The sequence below is a fragment of the Marinomonas sp. NPDC078689 genome (genome assembly GCF_044542435.1).
Classification (GTDB): Bacteria; Pseudomonadota; Gammaproteobacteria; order Pseudomonadales; family Marinomonadaceae; genus Marinomonas; species Marinomonas arenicola.
Map to the genome: position 1 here is coordinate 121,392 of NZ_JBITUJ010000007.1, position 21,973 is coordinate 143,364.

Genomic DNA, 21,973 nt, shown 5'->3' on the forward strand with positions numbered 1-21,973 from the left:
GGGTAAAGGTGATAACATTGTTCGGATAAAACAAACAATTTGGAGTATTGAATGGACAAGTTTGATGCCATGCAGCGCTTTGTATTAGTCGCGCAATCGGGCAGTTTTACCAAGGCCGCTGAGGCCCTTGGCCTGCCAAAATCCAGCATTTCACAAGCCATACAAGGGCTTGAGAAATCATTAGGTACACGACTTTTGCATCGTAGTACCCGCAGCGTCGTGCTGACTCAGGATGGGGAAACCTACTTGCCACAGTGCCAGGCATTATTAGCGGAACTGGACGCAATGAGTGGGCAATTTCAGCGCCACCAAGACACCATTCGTGGCGTATTGAGAGTCGACATGTCGAGCCGTTTCGCTTCAACTGTGGTGCTCCCAAATTTGTCCGACTTTCTCACTAAATACCCCAATATCCAGTTAAAAATCAGCAGTTCTGATCATCGAGTAGACCCAGTCAAAGAAGGCATTGATTGCGTTGTACGCACAGGAGAATTAAACGACAGCAGTTTGGTCGCTCGAACCTTAAGCCACTACAGAAGCATCAACTGTGTTTCGCCAAGCTATGTGAAAAAGTTTGGTATTCCTTTGACCTTGGACGATTTAGCCAACCATCAATTGATCGACTATTCGCACACCCTTGGCAATCTAGAAGCGCAGTTTGAATACATGGAACAAGGCGTCGTAAAACACCATATTATGCCCAGCAGCTTAGCCGTTAATGGCACAGATGCCTATTTGTCTGCCTGTTTATCTGGCTTAGGCATTGCACAAATACCCACCATAGGGGTGGAAGATTGGATCGCTAAAGGTCAGTTGATACACATTTTACCGCAATACGAAGCCGAGCCTATGCCAGTGTCTTTGCTTTACCCGTCGCGCCGCCAACCACCCAAACGCCTGAGTGTTTTTATGTCGTGGCTAGAAGAGGTGGTCACCAAGATCGACCAAACGGGTTTGCGTGCCTCTCCTAGTGCAGCACCTTAATCTCAACATCAATCACCCCATGATGGGTGCTCGCAATACGTTGGAACGCCGATTTACTCAAATCGATAATACGGCCTCTCACAAAAGGACCACGGTCATTTATGCGCACAATCACACTTTTACCATTCGCCACGTTTGTCACTTTTACCTTGGTGCCAAAAGGGAGGCGTTTATGCGCCGCCGTGTGGGCATGCTGATTAAAGCGCTCGCCACTGGCGGTTTGTCGCCCTTGGTATTTGTCCGCATAGTAGGAGGCCTCACCTGATTCTTCATAGCCCATCGCCGCTGAGCGTGTCAGTGGGGTGCTCGAACAGGCGGTGAGCCATAAAGACAAAAAGACCCAATAAATAGGCGCTGCATTTTTCATAAGACTCTCTTTTTCGTTGCTTGTTATCACAGGCGCGAGTGACAACAGGGTCGATGGGGGTAATCTGCTGTAGAGCGATGAAAAGTCTAACAAATCTTGGTCGTGATAAAACAAACCACTGCGAACTTTGCGCTTTCCTCGCAGGCTTTTACGCTTTGTACACGAGCGCACTCCAGGTTTTGGCGGTTCGAGAAAAATGTGAATAGATTAGTGACACCCTCTTCCATTCGCTTATTATTCTATGATTTCAGGTATGCTCTAGATACCGCATTCCTTTACCACTTTCTTGGATCAGAAACATGCCCTCGCCAGAGATAAACACTGCCACCTTAGCTCACTGGCCAACGCCTTGGCGGTTTCTTCTACTTTTCCTTTTGTCCTGTGTGTTTGCCAGCGTATTAGAATACTTTCACCTACCGGCCGCTCTATTACTCGGCCCCATGGTAGCGAGTATTTTTATCACAGTGAAAGGGGCTGATTTGAGTCTGCCGAAGCCGCTTTTTTTGATGGCACAAGGCACCCTTGGTTGGATGATAGCGGGTCATTTACCCACCAACATTTACCTTGAAATCGTTCAAGAATGGCCAATTTTTCTACTCGGCACCTGCTCTACGATTGTCGCATCCAGCTTCCTTGGCTGGCTATTGAGCCGAACCGGACTCTTGCCCGGCACCACGGCTATTTGGGGTTCATCGCCAGGGGCTGCTTCCGTCATGACTATCATGTCTGAATCCTATGGGGCCGACATGCGCCTCGTCGCTTTTATGCAATATTTGCGGGTCGCCTGTTGTGCCATCGCGGCTATGGTTGTGGCTACCTTGTTCAATGTGGACGGTGTCAAGCCGATCCATTGGTTTGCCATGAGCTCGTCCTCTGGCTTTATCATGACCATAGCGATGAGCTGCGTCACCGTCTATTTAGGCGTGAAATTGCGCCTGCCTGGCGGTGCCTTACTCATGTCCATCGCAGTGGGGATTTTCATCAAGTTCTCTGGCACCTTTCCCATTGTGTTGCCTTATTGGTACTTGGCCATCAGCTTTGGCATTCTTGGTTGGGGGATTGGCTTTCGTTTTTCACCCGCGGTATTGCGACACGCGCTGCACGTCTTTCCTCATGTTCTGGGCGCGATTATTGCCCTGATTGTGATCAACGGTGGTTTTGCCATGCTGCTGGTGTACTTTGCCGACATTGACCCGCTTACCGCCTTTCTTGCCACCAGCCCAGGGGGGGCGGATTCTGTGGCCATTATTGCCGCTACCACCCACGCGGACGTGGCCTTTGTGATGGCCATGCAAATCATGCGCTTCTTTGTGGTATTGATTGCTGGCCCTATGCTTGCTCGCTGGCTATCGGTAAACAAAAGCCTACCTTCGAGCTAACGAGCGGGCATAAAAAAGCCACGCTGAGCGTGGCTTTTAACCTGACATAAATCGGCGTTTATTAAGCCAAATTTTCAGGCCCAAACGAACACGGCAACAGCTCATCCATCGCAAAAGAACGACGTACTTCCGTCGCGCTGCAGACGTGAATACGCGTCGCTTCTGAGGAAAACTCACGAATCCGCTGACGGCAGCCGCCACACGGTGTCACCAGCTCACTTCCATTGCCCATAACGTAGATGTTTTTGATCTGGCTTTCACCGTCTAAAATCATCGCCGCAATCGCGCCTGCTTCTGCACAGGTTCCTTCAGGGTAAGAAGCGTTTTCTACGTTACAGCCAGAATAATAACGACCGTTCGCCGTTTCAATGGCAACCCCAACCTTGAATTTAGAGTAAGGCACATAGGCCTTACTCATCGCTGTTTTGGCAAGCTCAAATGCTTGTTCGTTCATCACCGCATGACTCATAAACTAAGCTCGTTCTTTCAGATAAGGACGACCAACGGCTTTTGGCGCGACCGCTTTGCCAATAAAACCGGCCAACAACAGAACCGTCAGCACATAAGGCAAGACTTCAATCAATTGCACTGGCACTTCACCCATACCTGGAATGACAACCCCTTGCAAACGTACTGCTACGGCATCTAAGAAGCCAAACAGCAAACAAGCGAACATCACAGGCACCGGACGCCATTTACCAAAAATCAACGCCGCTAATGCCATGTAGCCTTTACCCGCACTCATGTCTTTTAAGAAGCCAGCATTGTGCGCAGTAGACAAATAAGCCCCTGCAATACCACATAAGATGCCGCAAACAATCAGCGCACGGTAACGAATCCAAGCCACCGAAATACCGGCGGTATCCACCGCATGAGGGTTCTCACCCACCGCACGTAGGCGTAAGCCAAAACGGGTTTTATAAATCACCCAATAGGTCACCGGCACCATCACAAAGGCAAGGTAAACGATGATATTGTGGCCACTGAGTAAATTCGAGTAGATCTGACCAATCACGGGCACATCACGCAAGGCATCGGCAAATGGTAAAGTAATATCGGTGAAACGCTGGTCACCAGACAAGGTCGGCGTTTGCCCACCCATGCCAAACCAATCCAACCCCAAGGTGACCGTTAAGCCAGCCACTATGGTGTTAATGGCGACGCCGGAGACAATGTGATCACCGCGATGAGTGATACAGGCAAAGCCATGTATCATCGCCAACACAACCGACGCGGCAATACCACAAGCCAAGCCTATCCACGCAGAACCGAATATGGCAGCGCCCGCGGCGGCGGCAAAAGCACTGCCCAAGATTTTACCTTCCAAGCCAATATCAACGATACCAGCACGTTCAGAATACAAGCCCGCTAATGCCGCGAGAATCAAGGGAGTGGAGACACGCAAGGTGGCATCCAGCATTATGATTAGGGTATCAAACATTTTATTTCTCCTGCGCCGCGGCTCTGCGAATAAAGAAGCCTTCGATGCGACCTTTGAACATGTGCTCTAGGGCACCACAGAACAAAATCACCAGACCTTGAATAACCACCACAACTTCAGGTGTGATACTTGGAATTTCAAACGCTAGCTCAGCGCCACCTTGATACAAGGCACCAAACAAAACAGCGGCCAGCACAATACCAATAGGATGATTACGGCCCATTAAAGACACAGCAATTCCGGCAAAACCATAACCTGCGGTAAAGTTCAGCAATAGACTGTGGTTTACCCCCATGATTTCGTTAATACCCACAAAACCAGCCAAACCACCAGAAATCAACATCACCCAAATAGTGACTTTAGCGGTATCAATACCCGCGTACTTAGCCGCTGTTGGGTTGGTTCCCAAGGTTCTAAGTTGGTAACCCCAACGGGTATGCCAAATTAAGACCCAGACCAGCACACAGCACACCAAAGCCAAAATAAACGCACCATTTAATGGAGAATCACCGATGTCGATACCCAATGGGGTGAGCATATTGTGCAGATACGGCATCCAAGCGTTTTCTTCGAAAGTACGGCTGTTTGGCGCCATGCCCGTTTTTTCTTTTAACCAGTTCACCATTAGGTAAACCATCAAAGACGAGGCAATAAAGTTAAACATAATGGTGGTAATAACGATGTGACTACCACGTCGCGCTTGCAAGTAAGCGGGAACATACGCCCACGCTGCACCAAACAAGGCGGCCGCTATGATCGCCAGCGGCATAATGACAATAAAGGGCATAGAGTGATCAAGCGAAAGACACACAAGGCCAACCCCTAACCCACCGATGTAAGCTTGGCCTTCACCACCGATATTAAACAAACCCGCTTTGAAGGCGACCGACACCGCCAAACCAGTAAAGATGAAGTTGGTCGCGTAATACAGCGTATAACCAATCCCCTCATCGTAACCAAAGGCGCCATACACCAAGTAACCCGCAGCTTCTATTGGGTTTTGGCCAATGGCAACAAACACCAAACCAGACACCAAAAAGGCCAGTACAATATTAATAAACGGAATTAGGCCGACATTGACCCAAACAGGAACCTTAGCCTGACTCATTACGCCACTCCTTTTTGGTCTTCGTTGTAGGCGTTTGCCATCATCAAACCAAGAGTACGTTCGTCGGCGTCTTTTGCATCAAGCTCACCAACAACCGCACCATCAAACATCACTAGGATGCGATCACTAAGTGCCATAATTTCGTCCAACTCTACCGATACCAGCAAAATCGCTTTGCCAGAATCTCGCAATTTTACAATTTGTTCATGAATGTTTTCGATGGCGCCGATGTCGACACCACGGGTTGGCTGACCAATCAGCAACACATCTGGGTTCTGCTCGACTTCACGGGCGATCACGATTTTCTGCTGATTACCACCAGAGAAGTTGGCGGTTTTTAGATGAGGATTTGGGGGACGAACGTCCCAAGCGGCCATCCGAGTATTACACTCATCTAGCATGGCCTTGCGGTTCATCAAAAAGGCGCCGTTATAGGCCGCTGAGTTGTGATAACCCAGCACCGCCGCTTCATACGCTTCAAACCCAGTTACCAAGCCCATTTTATGGCGATCTTCTGGCACGTGGGCCATTTTCATATCACGCATTTGCGCTGCATTTTTAGGCGCACTGGCGGTAATGGTTTGCCCGGCAAATTGAATTTCACCTTCGTCCATTGGCGTAATACCAGACAACACATTCAACAGCTCACTCTGGCCATTACCAGAGACCCCTGCGATACCTAGGATTTCTCCAGCACGCAGTTCCAAGCTCACTTCTTTTAAACGTTTCACGCCTTGGCTATCAAATTGGGAAAGGTTTTTGGCGGATAAGAAAACGTCCGTTGGTGTCGCGTCGTCTTTATCGACTTTCAAGCGCACCTTTTTTCCCACCATCAGCTCGGCTAACTCTTCTTTATCCGTTTTTGCCGTCTCACGATGCGCCACCATTTCACCTTGGCGCATCACAGAGACATTGCTCGTGGAAGCCAAGATTTCACGTAATTTATGCGTAATCAATAAAACCGTCACACCTTGCTCAGTCAACGAGCGCAAGATACGGAATAGGTGATCCGCTTCTTGTGGTGTTAAAACGCCTGTCGGCTCATCTAGAATCAGAATGCGCGCGCCACGATACAGAGCCTTCAAAATTTCAACACGCTGCTGTAGACCAACTGGGAGCTCTTCCACAACCGCATCTACATCAATGTCTAGACTGTATTCATGAGCAAGACGCTTCAATTCAGTTCGAGCTGCATCCATACCTTGCTGCAATAAGGCACCACCCTCGGCCCCCAACATCACGTTTTCCAAAACCGTGAAGTTTTCAACCAACATAAAGTGCTGATGCACCATACCTATGCCGGCTTTAATCGCATCTTGTGAGTTGCGAATATCTACAATTTTTCCATCGACTTCAATATGGCCCGAGTCCGCCTCGTAGAAACCATAAATAATACTCATCAGAGTCGATTTACCTGCCCCGTTTTCACCGATAATACCGTGAACCGTACCTGCAGGAACTTGTAGGCAAATGTCTTTGTTCGCCTGAACGGCGCCAAAGCGTTTGCTAATATCACGCAATTCAATTGCGTATGGCGTTGTATTGTTTGTCATATTTCAATAATAATTCGTCTGCTTTATGTTAGGGCGGTGAAATCATATTTTGATCAAAATACACTCAACCTGCCTATATCGCTACCTTAGTTTGATGGCTATCAATGCCTGCTCTGCGGATAAACACTCAACAATCTTACTCAATGAAAACAAACGATTCAGAGCATGACCCATGCGATATTTTTCGTTAGCAGAAACATTTTTCACAGAAGCACTAAGACAAAAAAACAGCCGCCCACACAATGGACGACTGTTTCTCGATATAACTTAGTAGTTACAAGTACTGTCTGACATGTAGTCATGTACTTTGATGTCACCACTGATAATTTTTGCTTTGATGTCCGCTAATTTCGCTTTCATCTCAGCGGTTACTAAGCCCTTGTTATTATCATCAAGCGCCCAATCCACACCATCTTCAGCCAAACCTAGTACTTGAAGACCTGGTTTCCAATCTCCCGCTGCACCGTCTTTAAAGGTGTTGTACGCTGCACGGTCAACGCGTTTAACCATAGAGGTTAGCATCACACCTGGGTGCAAATGGTTTTGGTTAGAGTCCACACCGATCGCGTAATGACCAGCATCGGCGGCGGCTTGATAAACACCGATTCCTGTACCACCAGCGGCCGCGAAGACAACATCAGCGCCTTGTGAAAACTGGCTTTTCGCCAATTCAGAGCCTTTTGTTGGGTCGTTAAACGCCGCGCCAGTAGAACCAGTCATGTTTTGGATAACTTTGTCATTTGGAGCAATGTATTTAACGCCTTGCTCGTAACCACAACCAAACTTACGTACCAAAGGAATGTCCATACCGCCAATAAAGCCAACCGTACCGGTTTTAGACTTCATTGCTGCCAAAGCACCAACAAGGAAAGACCCTTCGTGCTCTTTAAAAACGATAGATTCAACGTTTGGCAGATCAACCACGCTGTCAATCAAAGTGAAATGAATGTTAGGGAAATCTTTCGCTACTTTTTCAACAGAAGACGTCATCGTGAAACCAACCGCCACGATTGGCGAATAACCACGCTTAGCTAAACGGCGAAGGCCTTGCTCAACTTGCGCTTCATTCTTTGGTTCGAATTCGCGAACTTTAACGCCACTCTCTTTTGTGTATTTAGTAATACCGTCGTACACGCCTTCGTTAAAAGACTTGTCGAATTTACCCGCTTGATCGTAGACAACCGCAGGTTTGTCCGCAGCATGAGCCACACTTACAGATACAGCCAATGCCGTTACGGACGCAAGAAAGATACCTTTCATTCCAATTCCTCTCATGTTTTTTAATGATGGCTAGCCCATTTTTATTTTGAAGCTGCCTAACTGGTCAAAAATAAACTGATTAATGTCATATCGCAATGACAACAACGTTCAGATGACCCCCTTATTCCAAGAGGAACATCAAAATACTGCCTGTGATAAAACACGAATCAAGATTCGCAAGAACAACAGCAATAAACATGCCTATAACCTAACCAATGGGTCAAGTTTGGCATTTTGGACAATATACCGTACTTCGTTGACCTTGTCTTATTTCCTTTAAGACCGCACCACAGGCGGTACACGCCTGATCGGCTCGTCCATATACCATAAGCTCTTGCTTGAAGTAGCCAGGTTTACCATCACCACCGACAAAATCTTTTAAGGTGGTGCCGCCCTGTTTAATCGCCGCTGCTAGCACGGTTTTGATGCACTCAACCAATACAGCATAGCGTGCTTTACTAATGTTGCCCGCCATACGTGTTGGTCGAATGCCCGCCATAAATAAGGCTTCATTCGCATAAATATTGCCAACACCCACCACCACTTTGCTGTCCATAATGAAGCTTTTGATCGCCACTTTACGGCCTTTTGCCTTTTCATAAAGGTAATCGATATGAAAATCTTCAGACAAGGGTTCAGGGCCAAGATGCGCCAACAGCTCATGCGCCAGCCAATCGCCTTTTGTCCACAGCACAGCGCCAAAGCGACGTGGGTCCGTATAACGTAGCCAAGGGCCCTTACCAGCAAAGCGAAAATCCACATGGTCATGAAATAACGGCGCCGTTTCTGGTTCAACGAAATACAAGCTACCTGACATCCCAAGGTGGATAATTAACGTACCTGCCGCCGTGTGAATACCAATGTATTTACCTCGTCGTGTTAGGTGCGTGATCACTTGCCCCTGCATTTCTGAGACTAATGCAGGCGTAATCGGCCAACGCAACTTAGGTTGACGAACATCAATATGAGCGACGGTTTGCTCAACAAGAAGTGGCTCGATTCCACGCAGGGTAGTTTCTACTTCTGGTAATTCAGGCATAGGGACCTCAGCAAAAAATGCACGGTGAAAACAATGCTGACCATATGTTCAACAGGTTCTACTATATAGTAGATACAAAAAAACCGACTCTATTGAGTCGGTTTCTTTTTACAAAGACCGAAAATTATTTAATTTTCGCTTCTTTGTACATAACATGCTTACGTACAACAGGATCAAACTTTTTCATTTCTAGTTTGTCTGGAGTGTTTCGCTTGTTCTTGTCAGTTGTGTAAAAGTGACCAGTACCAGCAGAAGATACCATGCGAATTAAATCGCGAGCGCCTTTAGAAGCCATGATTCAGATCCTTATACTTTTTCGCCGTTGGCACGCATATCAGAAAGAACTGATTCGATGCCTTTTTTATCGATAATACGCATACCTTTAGAAGATACACGTAAACGGATGTAGCGGTTTTCACCTTCGACCCAAAAACGGTGCCAGTGAAGGTTAGGAAGAAAACGACGCTTAGTACGGCGTTTTGAGTGAGAAACGTTATTACCTGTAACAGGACGTTTCCCAGTAACTTGACATACGCGAGACATAATTAAATACCTTTTGCTATCCAGAAGATTATTGGAAGTGTGCTTCACTTCCTCAGGCGGAGCATGATTCCTTATGAATCAAAAATATCCCGTACCGAGGAATAGCGGCGCGCATTCTCCCATAAGCAGCTCTTCTGGGCAAATATTTTGTTAAAAAATTGATCAATTCTTCAAAGTTAGTCGCGAAAAAAGCCAAGTAGCGTCGAATTTACCGATAAATCCCCCATTACTTGTCTCTTTTTATAACAGGCCTCTTTCGGCGAGTGACACGGGCGTGCCGTCGCCTACCACAAAATGATCCAGCAATCTGACATCCACCAAGTTGAGTGCGTCTTGTATTTTTGTCGTGATTGAAATGTCCGCTTGGCTGGGTTCGGCCACGCCACTGGGATGATTGTGAGCCAGAATAACCGCAGCGGCATTATACTGTAGCGCCGCTTTCACCACTTCCCTCGGATAAACCGCCGCCGCGTCTATGGTGCCCATAAAAAGCTCTTGGTATCGGATCAAACGGTGCTGGGTGTCTAAGAACAGCACTGCAAACACTTCTCTTTGGGCGTGCCTTAGTTGCGCAGAAAGATACTGACGGACGTGTTCTGCGCTGGTAAAGACGGTCTCTCGCTTTAACTGCTCGTGCAAATGCCGCTTGGACATTTCAAGCACCGCTTGCAACTGAGTGTATTTGGCATCGCCCAGACCAAAGCCTTGGCAAAACTCTTCACGACTGGCCGACATCAGGGCGCGTAGGCCTCCAAACTGCAACAACACTTGCCGCGCCAACTCGACCGCGCTGATGCCTTGCGTTCCTGTGCGTAAGAAAATCGCCAGCAATTCAGAATCCGTTAAGGCACTTGCCCCTTGGTGAATCAGCTTTTCTCGCGGTCTCTCTTGTTCCGGCCAATGCTTAATACTCATGATCTACTCCTTGATCCATGTTAATCTTGGCAGCAATAAAACAGAGACGTCCTGTCTCTATAGTGACTAGTTTAGTCGTTATTTATCGATTGGATATTTTACCTTATCGGCCACCACTTGGATTGAGAAGTTTTATATGTCAAACCTAGCGCAAAAACGCATTCTATTAGGTATTACTGGTGGCATCGCTGCCTACAAAAGTATTGAATTAATTCGTTTGCTCACCAAGGCAGGCGGCGAGGTGCAAGTGGTCTTAACCGAAGGGGCAAAAGCCTTTGTGACGGAAATGACGCTGCAAGCTGTGTCTGGTCACCCGGTGCGCAGTACGCTTTTGGACCCTAATGCCGAAGCCGGTATGGGCCACATTGAGCTGGCCAAGTGGGCCGATCTGATTGTTATCGCCCCGGCATCCGCCGATTTTATGGCGCGCTATGCCCAAGGCATGGCCAATGACTTATTAAGCACTTTATGTCTCGCTACCGAATCGCCTGTGTTACTGGCGCCAGCGATGAACCAAGCCATGTGGAAGCACCCAGCAACCCAAGCCAATGCCGCCTTACTGTCTGCGCGCGGAGTATTGAGCATTGGCCCTGCGGATGGAGCTCAAGCGTGTGGTGATGTGGGACCTGGTCGCATGAGTGAACCAAGCGATATTTTTGACGCTATCACTGAGCATTTTAGCGCGCCAGCAGCAAGCCAAGATTTGGCCGGCCAACACTGGGTAATTACCGCCGGTCCGACCATGGAAGCCATTGATCCGGTACGCTTTATTAGCAACCACAGTTCTGGAAAAATGGGCTACGCATTAGCGCAGGCCGCACTGTATCGTGGCGCCGCAGTCACCTTGATCAGTGGTCCAGTGCAAGTCCCTGCGCCAGCTGGCGCAAAGCTAATTCCCGTCAAAAGCGCCGATGATATGTTGGCCGCATGCGCCACTGCTATGGCTCATCCAGCGGATGTTTTTATCGGCGCTGCCGCCGTGGCTGATTTCAAAATGAAGCAAGCTTCAGATCAAAAAATGAAAAAGCAAAGCAACACCGACGAGCTGCACCTGACCTTGGTCAAAAACCCTGACATCATTGCCGCCGTGGCCAAAAATAACTGGTCAAAATGCGTGATCGGCTTTGCGGCAGAAACTCAAAACGTCATCGAATACGCCAAGGACAAATTGGTCAGAAAAGGCTTGGATATGATCATTGCCAACGACGTGTCTCGTGCAGACATTGGCTTTAATCAAGACGAAAACCAAGTGTCTGTTATTACTAAAGACGCTCTTTGGACACCAGATAAGGCGACAAAAACAACCTTAGCCACTGAACTCGTCAGCCTAATCCAACAACACACCCATTCCTCCCATTAATCTATTATCGACAAGACAAAGTGAAGACTATGAAACATGCCATTCAATTAAAAATCATCAGCGATAAAATCGGCAAAGAAATCCCCTTGCCAACTTACGCCACAGAAGGTTCTGCAGGCCTTGATCTACGCGCCTGCCTAGACGAAGCCATTGAACTTTCTCCTGGCGATACAACGCTACTACCAACTGGATTGTCTATTTATATTCAAGACCCTAGCCTAGCGGCGGTGCTTTTACCGCGCTCAGGTTTGGGCCATAAGCACGGCATAGTGCTAGGCAACCTTGTGGGTTTGATTGATTCTGATTACCAAGGTGAACTCATGGTGTCTTGCTGGAACCGCGGACACTCGACTTTCACCATCGAGCCTGGCGAACGTGTCGCGCAATTGGTCTTAGTTCCTGTGGTTCAAGCGGAATTTGATATCGTGACTGAATTTGAAACAACCGCTCGCGGCGAAGGTGGTTTTGGCCACACTGGCACGAAATAATTGTTGTTTTCAAACGAGAAAAGGTGAATTTTTTTCACCTTTTCTCACACCGCTTTCCACATTCTCTCACCCATCTTTCAAAACTGAAATTGAATTTACTTTCATAAGTCTAAAGTTCGTAATTTTCATACAAATTTCTATAGTGTATCCCTCTGGATCACGCTATTATTTCAACCCTAAGTGGTTGCTCACACTTGTCACTAGCCTTGAACAGTCATCGTTCTGACACAGCAACCGGCTAAACTATTATAAAAATGGCTCTTTGCTGAGCCGCCAAGCCCCTAACCAACACAACCGGGGTTTTCATCGCTTAACAGGAGTAATTTTACCGTGGCTTTTTCGCGTGAATCCGCTTTAGATGTTGCCAATGTACTAAGTGAGTCTTTGCCTTATATCCAACGCTACGCTGGCAAAACACTCGTTATAAAATATGGCGGCAATGCCATGACAGACGAAAAACTCCAAGCGGGCTTTGCTCGAGACATAGTGCTAATGAAAGCCATCGGCATTCACCCTATCGTTGTGCATGGTGGTGGCCCTCAAATTGGCGACATGTTGGAAAAACTCAGCATCGAATCCAAATTCATCAATGGCATGCGTGTCACTGACACCGCAACGATGGATGTCGTGGAAATGGTGCTTGGTGGTCAGGTCAATAAACACATTGTGAATATGATCTCCCAAGCGGGTGGTAAAGCCATCGGCCTAACGGGTAAAGACAGCCACTTTATTCAAGCGAAGAAACTCTTTGTTAAGCATCAAGCCGAAGGCATGAGTGCGCCAGAGCCTGTAGACATTGGTCATGTTGGTGAAGTCGCTAGCATTGATACAAACGTGCTAAAAGTATTGGAAAACAGTGACTTGATCCCTGTTATCGCACCAATTGGTGTGGACGCTGAAGGCAACTCTTATAACATTAATGCCGATTTAGTCGCCGGCAAAGTCGCTGAAGCGGTTGGCGCTGAAAAGCTTATGCTGCTGACAAATATTTCCGGCGTACAAGACAAGCAAGGCAATGTGTTAACTGGGCTAACAACCGCTCAAGTTGATGGTTTAATTGCCGATGGTACTATTTATGGCGGTATGCTGCCGAAGATCAGTTGTGCACTTTCTGCCGTCAATGCAGGCGTCGGCAGTGCGATTATTATTGATGGCCGCGTACCTCACGCGATCTTGTTAGAAATCCTAACAGACAAAGGCGTTGGCACCTTAATCTCAAATACAAAAGCGGCAGAATAAGCCGCGTGTCAGCCAAGTTTTTCAAGACGACATATTAACAATAACGAGTTTGGGAACAGAACATAAATGAGCAACAAAAAAAGCGATCGTCGAACACAAATACTGCAGGCGCTAGCTCAAATGCTAGAAAGCAGCCCTGGAGCACGTATCACGACCGCCGCATTGGCGAAACAAGTTGGCGTCTCTGAAGCCGCTTTATATCGTCATTTCCCAAGCAAAGCGAAAATGTTTGAAGGCTTGATCGAATTTATTGAAGAATCGTTATTCACGCGCATTCACAGAATCGTACAAGATGAAAGTGATGTGCTGATTCGCATTGAAATGATTGTCACCCTAGTGCTGGGCTTTTCTACACAGAACCCAGGTATGTGCCGTCTTCTTACTGCAGACGCATTAGCGGGCGAGACAGAGCGTTTACGCGTTCGTATTGCTCAGCTGTTTGACAGGATTGAAACTCAGTTAAAACAAGTCATGCGTGAAGCGGACTTAAAACAAGGTTTACGCCCAGTGATGGGAGTGGCACCTTGCGCTAACTTTTTGCTGGCCATAATAGAAGGCAAAATCCGCCACTATGTGCGCAGTGAATTTAAAGTAAAACCCACTGAAGCGTGGACAGAACAATGGTCAGCATTAGTAAAAACGCTAATGCTTAACCGCTAGTACTGGGAGCCAAAAGCCCCCTAGCACTATGGCTTAGCACGGCTTCGATTACGACTCGATACCATACTGCTGACGGTACGCTTTAACAGCATCAAGATGCTCAGCAAGCTCAGGCGTTGCTTGTTCTGCTAAGTAGGTCATGATGTCATTAAGAGAAACGATGCTGATCACAGGCATGTTGAAGTCACGTTCGACTTCTTGGATTGCAGATAGCTCGCCTTGACCACGTTCTTGGCGATCCAATGCGATTAGCACGCCAGCCGGAACGGCTTTTGCTTCTTGTATGATGGACATGACTTCTCGAATGGCCGTCCCTGCGGTAATAACGTCATCGATAATCATGACGTTACCTGCTAAAGGGGCACCGACGAGAGAACCACCTTCACCGTGAGCTTTCGCTTCTTTACGGTTGAAAACGTAAGGGGTGTCCACATCATGGTGATCGAACAGTGCCACCGCGGTTGTGGTAGCCAAAGGAATGCCCTTATAAGCAGGGCCAAATAGAACATCAAATGGAACATTAGCTTCCATTAATGCGGCTGCATAAAAGCGACCTAACTTCGCTAACGCTTGTCCAGAATTGAATAAGCCAGCGTTAAAGAAGTAAGGGCTTACGCGGCCAGATTTGAGTGTAAATTCGCCAAAACGCAAAACATTTTGCTCAATGGCGAACTCGATAAAGTCTCTTTGGTAAGGTTTCATGCCGACTCCAGATAGATTTTAAAAATAGAACAAAGCGCCGCCAAGAACGAGCGAAGCCATGCCAACATTGGATAGGCGCTAATATAACACACGGCTAGGAATTGTAGGGACCAGAAATGAAGGTCATCAGCCTTAATGTAAACGGTATAAGACAAGCAGCCGATCGCGGCTTTTTCGAGTGGATGGTTCGTCAGGATCCTGATGTTGTCTGTCTGCAAGATATTCAGGCGGATGAACGCAGTCTTAATGACAGCGTCTTCTTTCCACCTGGGTACAACACTTACTTTTTTGACTCTATGGAAGACCCTGAACAAGCAGGCGTAGCCATTTATTGTAAAACGATGCCAAAAGCCATCATGACCGGCATGGGATTTCCTGAGTGCGACTTTGAAGGGCGCTTTATTCAAGCAGACTTCGATAAGGTCAGCATTGGTGCATTCCTAACACCACATGGGTCAAACCATGAAGATGCGCTACAAGAGCATAAATACCGTTTTATGGAAGGCTTTAAAAACCACTTGATTAAAACACGCCGTAAACGCCGTGAGTTTATTTTTTGTGGAACCGCCAACGTGGCACGTTCACCGATCGATGTGAGCAGCTGGTTTGTAAACCAACGCAACTCTGGTTTTCTGGCTGAAGAGCGTAAATGGATTAACGAAATTTTCAACGAGCTTGAATACGTTGATGCTTTCCGCCAAGTTAACAAACAAGACAAGCAATACACTTGGTGGCCTGACTACGAGCGCGCTTGGAAATTAGATGAAGGAGGTCGTTTGGACTACCAAATTACCACGCCTGGCATCAAACACTTGATCCAAGGTGGCAGCGTCTACAAAGGTCAGCGTTTCTCTGACCATGCGCCATTGATCATGGAATACAATATCGATTAATCTGACTTGCCATTGGCGAAGACAGAGCGATCAATAAAAAGCCCACCAGCCTTGCTTGTATGACACAGTTTTGTGTTACACAAGCAAGGCTGATGGGCTTTTTTGTCATTACATATCTTGTACCGTACAGTATCAGCCGTTAAACGTCAGCAGGCGTTAAAGGCGCGACCATAACATTCAGTCTAAGCTGGTGCATGTCGCCAGGCTTAATCTCGTAGGCATCGTTCAACGCATTGGCTGTTTCCACACAGACAAAGTGGCGATAGTCTTCGTCTTCCATGTCACTGCGCTGTTTGGCAAGCTCAGGGCCTGGATTCCACAGCACAGTACTTTGGCTGCATGCGCTGCTCACCGTAATTTTGCGCTGCAAATCGAGGTCATGGATCTCACACACATCCGGTGACTCTAGATACACACTGTCCACACATTCAAATGGTTTCACTGTGCCTTCTTGCTGTTTACGGGCGCTTTTTTCAAGCTTATCCACATAGATCACACCATCTAGGCCATGCACTTCGGCCGCTTTGTTGTTACCCACATGGAAATAGGTGTGTAAGGCTTCGCTAACCGGCATGGTTTTATCAGATAAATTTGCCGCCGAGAAATTAATGCTAAAGCCATCGCTGGTGAAACGAAATACTTGTCTTAGCTCAAACGCTTGAGGCCACATTTCTTCGATTAATGGGTGATCCTCAGACGCCAATCGAAGCACAATTTTAGCGTCACCATTTTTAAAAGTGCCCACTTCGGCCAGTTGCCAGCGAAAATAACGCGCAAGACCATGTGCCGGGTAATCTTTGTGTTTCTCGTTCGCCCCAAACCACGGCCAGCAAACAGGCACACCAAAGTGACGGCGTCCAAAACGGGTATCAGCACCTTCATTGGCAGACTGAAACAAAAGATCGCTCTGCCCTGTCGGTATAAAACTCACTAAATGACCGCCCCACAATGCAATACGCGCACTGAAATCAGGCTGGTTAATCACAATTTCATCACACTCTTTTAGGCTGGCCGGTAGTATTTCACCACCCAGTGTTTCCAACTCTCGAATCAGTTGGCCATTCATTCAAGACTCCATAAGATTAATCTAGTACGCACATATTAGCCCCAGACAATACGATTACAATAGTTTGTGCTTATGCTGACTATTTAATAATTCTGAGAATCAATTTTTTACCGAATAAAACTTAACCTGGTTTGCTTTTTAGGCTATAAAGCCAGTCAATACGATAGCGTCTTCTACTGCAGAAAAACGCCCTCTTTTGTTTTTGCTATTATCGACATTCTAGTCAGAGCCAACGTCTTATGAATCAACTAAATGAACCCAAAATGGTCATCGGCAGTGAAGAGTGGTGTGCCTTCTCCTCTCTGAACATTCCGGCGGTAAAAGCGCGCATCGACTCCGGCGCTAAAACCTCTTCTTTGCACGCGATTAACATTCAGTATTTTTCACGGAATGGCGAGCAGTGGACCAGCTTTGAGGTTCATCCATTACAGGATAACCGTAAAATCACGGTGCATTGTGAAGCGCAGATCATTGACCACCGCGTGGTAAAAAGCTCCAGCGGTGACAAAGAAAAGCGCCCTGTGATTCGTGCATCTTTAGCACTAGGGGAAAAATCGTGGGTGGTTGAGTTAACGCTCACCGATCGAGACAGCATGGGCTATCGCATGTTACTGGGTCGTGAAGCAATGAACGGCCGTATTCTCGTTGATCCAGAAGGTCACTGCCTGCTTGGCGATCGCCTACAGAACGATTTAGCGTCTTTATACAAGGCCCCTGAGATGCGCACTGGTGGCCTTAAAATCGGCTTATTGGCCAGCAATCCAGATTTGTACAGTAACCGACGCATCATCGAAGCGGCAGAAGCACGTGGCCATGAAATTCAGTTTTTAAACATCAAAAACTGCTATATGAAATTGGACGCGACGACCCCTGAAATTCATTATCGAGGAGGCCGTATTCTAAACGACCTCGATGCTGTGATTCCGCGCATTCGTCCAAGCAAAACCTTTTATGCCTGCACGCTATTACGACAATTTGAGTCATTGGGTATTTATTGCTTAAACACCTCAACCGCCATTGCCCAATCGCGAGACAAACTTCGCTCATTGCAGTTACTGTTAGACAACGGTTTAGACATACCGACGACAGGCTTTGCAAACTCGCCTCTGGACACAGGTGATCTCATTGATATGGTTGGCGGCGCGCCGCTTATCATTAAGCTGCTAGAAGGCACTCAGGGAACAGGCGTGGTATTGGCCGAAACACGCAAAGCGGCCGACAGCGTGATCAATGCGTTTAAGAGCTTAAACGCGAACATTCTCGTGCAAGAGTTTATTAAGGAATCCAGCGGTAAAGATTTACGCTGCTTCGTGGTAGATGGGAAAGTGGTTGCTTCCATTCAGCGAACTGCCGCGGTGGGCGAATTTCGAGCCAATATCCACCAAGGTGGTCGCGCGGAATTGGTTAAAATCACTCCAGAAGAAAAGCGCATCGCGATTAAAGCCGCTAAAGCCATGGATTTAAAAGTCGCGGGGGTCGACTTGATCCGCTCCAATAAAGGCCCACTCCTCTTGGAGGTCAACTCGTCACCGGGGTTACAAGGCATAGAAACCGCGACCAATGAAGACATCGCAGTGCGCATGATAATGGCCATTGAAAGACAACTTATGAAGCCAAAAGAAGCCTAAGCGTTACCCTCAAAGCCCAGCAATAGACATCGAAGCCGCTCTCCAATACCTGGAGAGCGGCTTTTTATTCGCTGTGTTTAGCCAAACGTTTGATTACGACCAGAGGCTTTTGCTTTATACAAGGCTTCATCGGCTCGAACCAGCCAAGCAGACGATGTTTTATCTTCTTCCATCAGCTGGGCTACTCCCAAACTCATGGTGACTTTAATATCCCCTTTATCGGTTTTTATCGTCATCGCTTCGATCTTTTGACGCAATTTCTCGCAAAAGCTTATGGCCCCTGAAGAGGGTGTATTAGGCAAAAGCACGACAAATTCTTCGCCGCCATAGCGACCAATAAAATCGCCTTTACGTGTCGATGCCATCATCAGTTTGGCGACTTCTTTTAATACGATGTCTCCAATGGGATGCCCATATTGATCATTGATTTTCTTAAAGAAATCCAAATCAGCTATCACTAAGGAATGCGTGCTGCTCGGTTTCTTCTGATACGCGGAAAAAATAATACCCAGGGCTTTTTCTAAGCTGCCTCGGTTGTGCAATTCCGTTAACGCATCGGTTTTACTGAGCTGTTCAAGCTGACGATTGGCCGATGAAAGCGCCTGTTTATGGGTCGCCGTGTCCGTCACATCATAAACAGCAATACACACATGCTTCACAGTACCGTCTGCGTTGGCCAGTGGGCGCAAGGTGATATTCTGGTACATGTTGTCGGCCAGCCCAGTAATGGGTCGGTAGCTTTTAAAAGCAAAAAGGTAAGGTCGCTGCTCCCAAGAAATAAAAATGGATGTCCTTAAGGCAATCACATTATCTAACTTACGCTGCAGCCACTCTTTGTCTATTTCGGGAAAAAGATTGAATAACGACTGATCTTTGGCAATGGAGGAGCTTTTGCCACTGTGGTTTTCCATAAAGCTATTCCACAGGGTTATTTTGTAATTTTGATCGACCACAACAAGGCCCAGATCGATATGGTTGAGCATATCAAACAGCCAATGCAGCTCCATCATTTCATCTAGAGAGTTCGACATGGCTAATCCTCAACCAAATAAGACAATAAGTTTTCGAGCACGGGAATAGAATCCTCCGTAAAAAGCAAAAGCAAATCGCAACTTACATTGTGATTTTCAATCTCGTAGACAATTTCTACCGTTAACGTGCGCTTCCATGTCGATCTTTTTACATCAATGAGGTTGGCCATTTTGACATTTTGACCCAGTAGAGCTGGGTGCCCAAAGCTGAAATCAATGTTCATTTGCTTGCCAAGCGCATCCATAAAAGGCCCAACCAGCACCGAAGAAACCTCCATCAGTAGTTCGACCTCTCTGTCACGATCAACCTCTCCCGATGAATTCAACAATTTGGCGATATCAGGAAAGCTAGTGTCGTTGAAAATAAGCAGGGCTTCAAACGCAACACCAGCACCGACAAAACCTTGAGAGATGGCAGAAAATCGACTGTCTTGCGAGCCATACCCAAGCGCCATTTGCAGCTCACTAACCTCTAAAATATTCACCGTAGGCACAGGCAATTTAACAAAAACATTGAGCATGTCAGCCAATACGCTGGCGGCTTTCCCCATCGCGACATTGGACACTTCTTGCAGGCATTCTGAGAATGAAAAATCATCCACAACAGACGCTCTAGCACTGGCAACCGAATGAACACCCTGCTCCATTAAACCTAAAGACTGAAGAGACTCACGTAGGGCATCCACCTGAATTGGCTTTTTATGAAAGGCAATTGCGCCAAGGTCTTTCACCCGTTGCACTGCTTGCGGCTGCACATCACCAGACACCACCAACACATGGGGCATGGCCCCACGGCCTCGTAACTCCTCTAATGTTTGGTAACCATCTTTGACGGGCATGTTTAAGTCGAGAAAAAGAATATCAATTTTCTTCTTCGCTATTATGTCTAAGGCTTCCTGTCCATCTTGGGCATAATCTAGGTCAATGTCCCAGTCAGCTGGCAATGTCTTTGCCAATTGCTTCCTAGCAATACTTGAGTCATCGCAAATTAACACACTCTTTCTCATACGTATTTCCCAAAACCGAAAAATAGATTTACATCATAGATAACAAGGCTTTAACGACCATTTGCTCATCATATTTATGTTCTTTTTGAGCAATCAGTGGCGTCTTAATAACGCTCACACCAAGCGAGCTCAATTGCTTTTCATCAATCTCGCCATAATCATGACGATCATCCAATAATAGGTAATCCAAACCACCAAACTGAATGGCTTCCATGGATTTTGCGTCGCTAAGTACGGTCGCAACCAAGCGCTCTACTTGTGTCATCAACGACAAACCGAATTGCTCAGGGTCCACGCCCAAATTCGGTAAATAGACCTTAGGATTTGGGTTCTGGCAAATCGCCCGACCCACGCCAACAGGCAGTAAATTAGCCAGCACGCTGCTATAAAAACTGCCCGGTGGATAACAAATTAAATCAGCGTGTTCAATGAGATCACGACGATCTTCGGCAATCTCACTGTTGATCGCAGACACCTGCTTTAAGCCTTTATTTAGCCACATGCGCTTAATTGGACTGTCTAGCACAGCATGCTCTTTGCCGGTAATCCGGTGCTGACCTAGAATGATCTCGCCATTATCAAGCTCTACGCTCAAATGGTAAGGAGCATCCAATATGGTTTTTACTTCGCCAAGCGCCTTCGTCAAACGCGAGAAAAGAAACACTATGGGGTCTAACTGTTGCTGGTTATTCAAATAACCACCTGAAATAATCAGGTTGCCAATGCTCGCTCCTCGCAAATCGAAGGTGTCGCTGATTTGCGCTTGAGTCACCCCAAGTTGCGTCTGTATCAACTCTCTCATGGGGTTTGGAATCGGTTTGATCAGTGAATGCGACCCATCCACTAGCTGCTTAAGCTCTTCTCGTAACTCAGACAAAGAAGCGGACATACCAAAACGGTGGGTAAACAAAGCATAGACTTCAGGTTGCCCCATCACGGTTTCGTCGGCCAACGCCATCAAGCGACTGCGCAAATCTCCTACGGCCGGCATATCAAATTCAGCCCGCAAACGAGCAGAACTGCCACCAGAATCGAAAGGCGTCACAAGGTGTATAGAGTGGTGGGTGTAGCCTTTGAGCACGCGACTGATTTTATTCAGTGCTGAACCGCCACTAAAAAATAATACTTTGGGACCTTGCTCAGGCAAACTTTGGTAACGGTGAATTCGAGCAAGATCAGGCATTTGCATGCGCCGCCAAATGCGACAAGAGCTAGACATATTGACCTCAAAACCATTGAACTGGCACTACCTTAAATAACCTAGACCATGACAACAAGAGGAAAAGTGTTAACGTGACTTACAATAGTCA

23 protein-coding genes are annotated in these 21,973 nt (G+C 47.1%); 8 read left to right on the plus strand and 15 right to left on the minus strand.

From position 1 onward, the window contains the following. Positions 1-51: 51 nt before the first annotated feature. Complete coding sequence (locus ACIGBN_RS12520; RefSeq protein ID WP_396665809.1) at positions 52-984, plus strand: LysR substrate-binding domain-containing protein; 933 nt, start codon at positions 52-54, stop codon at positions 982-984. On the opposite strand, the gene ACIGBN_RS12525 is transcribed toward ACIGBN_RS12520, so the two are convergent. Beyond that, positions 968-1,351, minus strand: coding sequence for a septal ring lytic transglycosylase RlpA family protein (locus ACIGBN_RS12525; RefSeq protein ID WP_133002497.1), 384 nt, complete (start codon positions 1,349-1,351; stop codon positions 968-970). The two genes, ACIGBN_RS12520 and ACIGBN_RS12525, sit on opposite strands and share 17 nt — an antisense overlap. 299 nt (positions 1,352-1,650) lie before the next feature. Between ACIGBN_RS12525 and ACIGBN_RS12530 the strand changes: the two genes are divergently transcribed. Next, the gene (locus ACIGBN_RS12530) at positions 1,651-2,730 is read left to right on the plus strand and encodes an AbrB family transcriptional regulator (RefSeq protein WP_396665812.1); all 1,080 of its coding nucleotides are present in this window, start codon (positions 1,651-1,653) and stop codon (positions 2,728-2,730) included. A gap of 61 nt (positions 2,731-2,791) precedes the next feature. Here the strand turns inward: ACIGBN_RS12530 and cdd are convergent, their stop codons facing one another. The 9 genes from cdd to radC form a co-directional block, all read right to left on the minus strand. Further along, entirely contained in the window at positions 2,792-3,199 is a 408-nt protein-coding gene (gene cdd / locus ACIGBN_RS12535; protein ID WP_133002495.1) for a cytidine deaminase, read from the minus strand. A gap of 3 nt (positions 3,200-3,202) precedes the next feature. Then, positions 3,203-4,171: an ABC transporter permease gene (locus ACIGBN_RS12540; RefSeq protein WP_341563227.1), complete on the minus strand. Its 969-nt coding sequence runs from the start codon at positions 4,169-4,171 to the stop codon at positions 3,203-3,205. A gap of 1 nt (position 4,172) precedes the next feature. Beyond that, a complete protein-coding gene (locus tag ACIGBN_RS12545) occupies positions 4,173-5,279 on the minus strand; it encodes an ABC transporter permease (RefSeq protein WP_133002493.1) in 1,107 nt (368 codons plus the stop codon). Then, entirely contained in the window at positions 5,279-6,832 is a 1,554-nt protein-coding gene (locus ACIGBN_RS12550) for an ABC transporter ATP-binding protein (protein WP_133002492.1), read from the minus strand. Before ACIGBN_RS12550 ends, ACIGBN_RS12545 begins: the two co-directional genes overlap by 1 nt. Positions 6,833-7,099: 267 nt before the next feature. Continuing rightward, complete coding sequence (locus ACIGBN_RS12555; protein ID WP_133002491.1) at positions 7,100-8,092, minus strand: BMP family protein; 993 nt, start codon at positions 8,090-8,092, stop codon at positions 7,100-7,102. 220 nt (positions 8,093-8,312) lie between these two features. Continuing rightward, on the minus strand, positions 8,313-9,131 hold the full coding sequence (mutM, locus tag ACIGBN_RS12560) for a bifunctional DNA-formamidopyrimidine glycosylase/DNA-(apurinic or apyrimidinic site) lyase (RefSeq protein WP_396665816.1): 819 nt from the start codon (positions 9,129-9,131) through the stop codon (positions 8,313-8,315). 124 nt (positions 9,132-9,255) lie between these two features. Next, on the minus strand, positions 9,256-9,426 hold the full coding sequence (rpmG, locus tag ACIGBN_RS12565) for a 50S ribosomal protein L33 (RefSeq protein WP_011978459.1): 171 nt from the start codon (positions 9,424-9,426) through the stop codon (positions 9,256-9,258). An 11-nt stretch (positions 9,427-9,437) separates the two neighbouring features. Further along, a complete protein-coding gene (gene rpmB, locus ACIGBN_RS12570) occupies positions 9,438-9,674 on the minus strand; it encodes a 50S ribosomal protein L28 (protein WP_133002489.1) in 237 nt (78 codons plus the stop codon). 240 nt (positions 9,675-9,914) lie between these two features. Then, entirely contained in the window at positions 9,915-10,589 is a 675-nt protein-coding gene (gene radC, locus ACIGBN_RS12575; protein WP_133002488.1) for a DNA repair protein RadC, read from the minus strand. Between the two features lie 136 nt (positions 10,590-10,725). On the opposite strand from radC, the gene coaBC reads away from it, so the two are divergent. The 4 genes from coaBC to slmA all read left to right on the plus strand — a co-directional run bounded on the left by coaBC (position 10,726) and on the right by slmA (position 14,336). Then, a complete protein-coding gene (gene coaBC / locus ACIGBN_RS12580) occupies positions 10,726-11,949 on the plus strand; it encodes a bifunctional phosphopantothenoylcysteine decarboxylase/phosphopantothenate--cysteine ligase CoaBC (protein WP_396665819.1) in 1,224 nt (407 codons plus the stop codon). A gap of 29 nt (positions 11,950-11,978) precedes the next feature. Then, entirely contained in the window at positions 11,979-12,437 is a 459-nt protein-coding gene (gene dut / locus ACIGBN_RS12585) for a dUTP diphosphatase (protein ID WP_133002486.1), read from the plus strand. Between the two features lie 330 nt (positions 12,438-12,767). Beyond that, positions 12,768-13,676, plus strand: a complete 909-nt coding sequence (argB, locus tag ACIGBN_RS12590; protein WP_133002485.1) for an acetylglutamate kinase — start codon at positions 12,768-12,770, stop codon at positions 13,674-13,676. A gap of 66 nt (positions 13,677-13,742) precedes the next feature. Then, positions 13,743-14,336 carry a nucleoid occlusion factor SlmA gene (slmA, locus tag ACIGBN_RS12595; RefSeq protein ID WP_133002484.1) on the plus strand — a complete coding sequence of 198 codons (594 nt, stop codon included), beginning with the start codon at positions 13,743-13,745 and terminating at the stop codon, positions 14,334-14,336. A 48-nt stretch (positions 14,337-14,384) separates the two neighbouring features. Here the strand turns inward: slmA and pyrE are convergent, their stop codons facing one another. Further along, positions 14,385-15,038, minus strand: a complete 654-nt coding sequence (gene pyrE, locus ACIGBN_RS12600) for an orotate phosphoribosyltransferase (RefSeq protein ID WP_396665821.1) — start codon at positions 15,036-15,038, stop codon at positions 14,385-14,387. Between the two features lie 116 nt (positions 15,039-15,154). Here pyrE and ACIGBN_RS12605 point away from each other — a divergent pair, with 116 nt between their 5' ends. Beyond that, a complete protein-coding gene (locus ACIGBN_RS12605; RefSeq protein WP_133002482.1) occupies positions 15,155-15,931 on the plus strand; it encodes an exodeoxyribonuclease III in 777 nt (258 codons plus the stop codon). Positions 15,932-16,070: 139 nt separating this feature from the next. Here ACIGBN_RS12605 and ACIGBN_RS12610 read toward each other — a convergent pair whose 3' ends face one another. After that, positions 16,071-16,997, minus strand: coding sequence for a D-hexose-6-phosphate mutarotase (locus ACIGBN_RS12610; RefSeq protein ID WP_396665824.1), 927 nt, complete (start codon positions 16,995-16,997; stop codon positions 16,071-16,073). A gap of 263 nt (positions 16,998-17,260) precedes the next feature. Here ACIGBN_RS12610 and rimK point away from each other — a divergent pair, with 263 nt between their 5' ends. Continuing rightward, positions 17,261-18,625 carry a 30S ribosomal protein S6--L-glutamate ligase gene (rimK, locus tag ACIGBN_RS12615; protein WP_396665935.1) on the plus strand — a complete coding sequence of 455 codons (1,365 nt, stop codon included), beginning with the start codon at positions 17,261-17,263 and terminating at the stop codon, positions 18,623-18,625. Positions 18,626-18,702: 77 nt separating this feature from the next. On the opposite strand, the gene ACIGBN_RS12620 is transcribed toward rimK, so the two are convergent. Genes ACIGBN_RS12620 through ACIGBN_RS12630 form a run of 3 tightly spaced genes read right to left on the minus strand, consistent with a single transcriptional unit; the run spans position 18,703 to position 21,882 of the window. Continuing rightward, complete coding sequence (locus tag ACIGBN_RS12620; protein WP_133002479.1) at positions 18,703-19,656, minus strand: sensor domain-containing diguanylate cyclase; 954 nt, start codon at positions 19,654-19,656, stop codon at positions 18,703-18,705. A 2-nt stretch (positions 19,657-19,658) separates the two neighbouring features. Next, positions 19,659-20,663, minus strand: coding sequence for a response regulator (locus tag ACIGBN_RS12625; RefSeq protein ID WP_396665826.1), 1,005 nt, complete (start codon positions 20,661-20,663; stop codon positions 19,659-19,661). A gap of 28 nt (positions 20,664-20,691) precedes the next feature. Next, positions 20,692-21,882: a GAK system CofD-like protein gene (locus ACIGBN_RS12630; protein ID WP_133002477.1), complete on the minus strand. Its 1,191-nt coding sequence runs from the start codon at positions 21,880-21,882 to the stop codon at positions 20,692-20,694. Between the last annotated feature and the right edge of the window lie 91 nt (positions 21,883-21,973).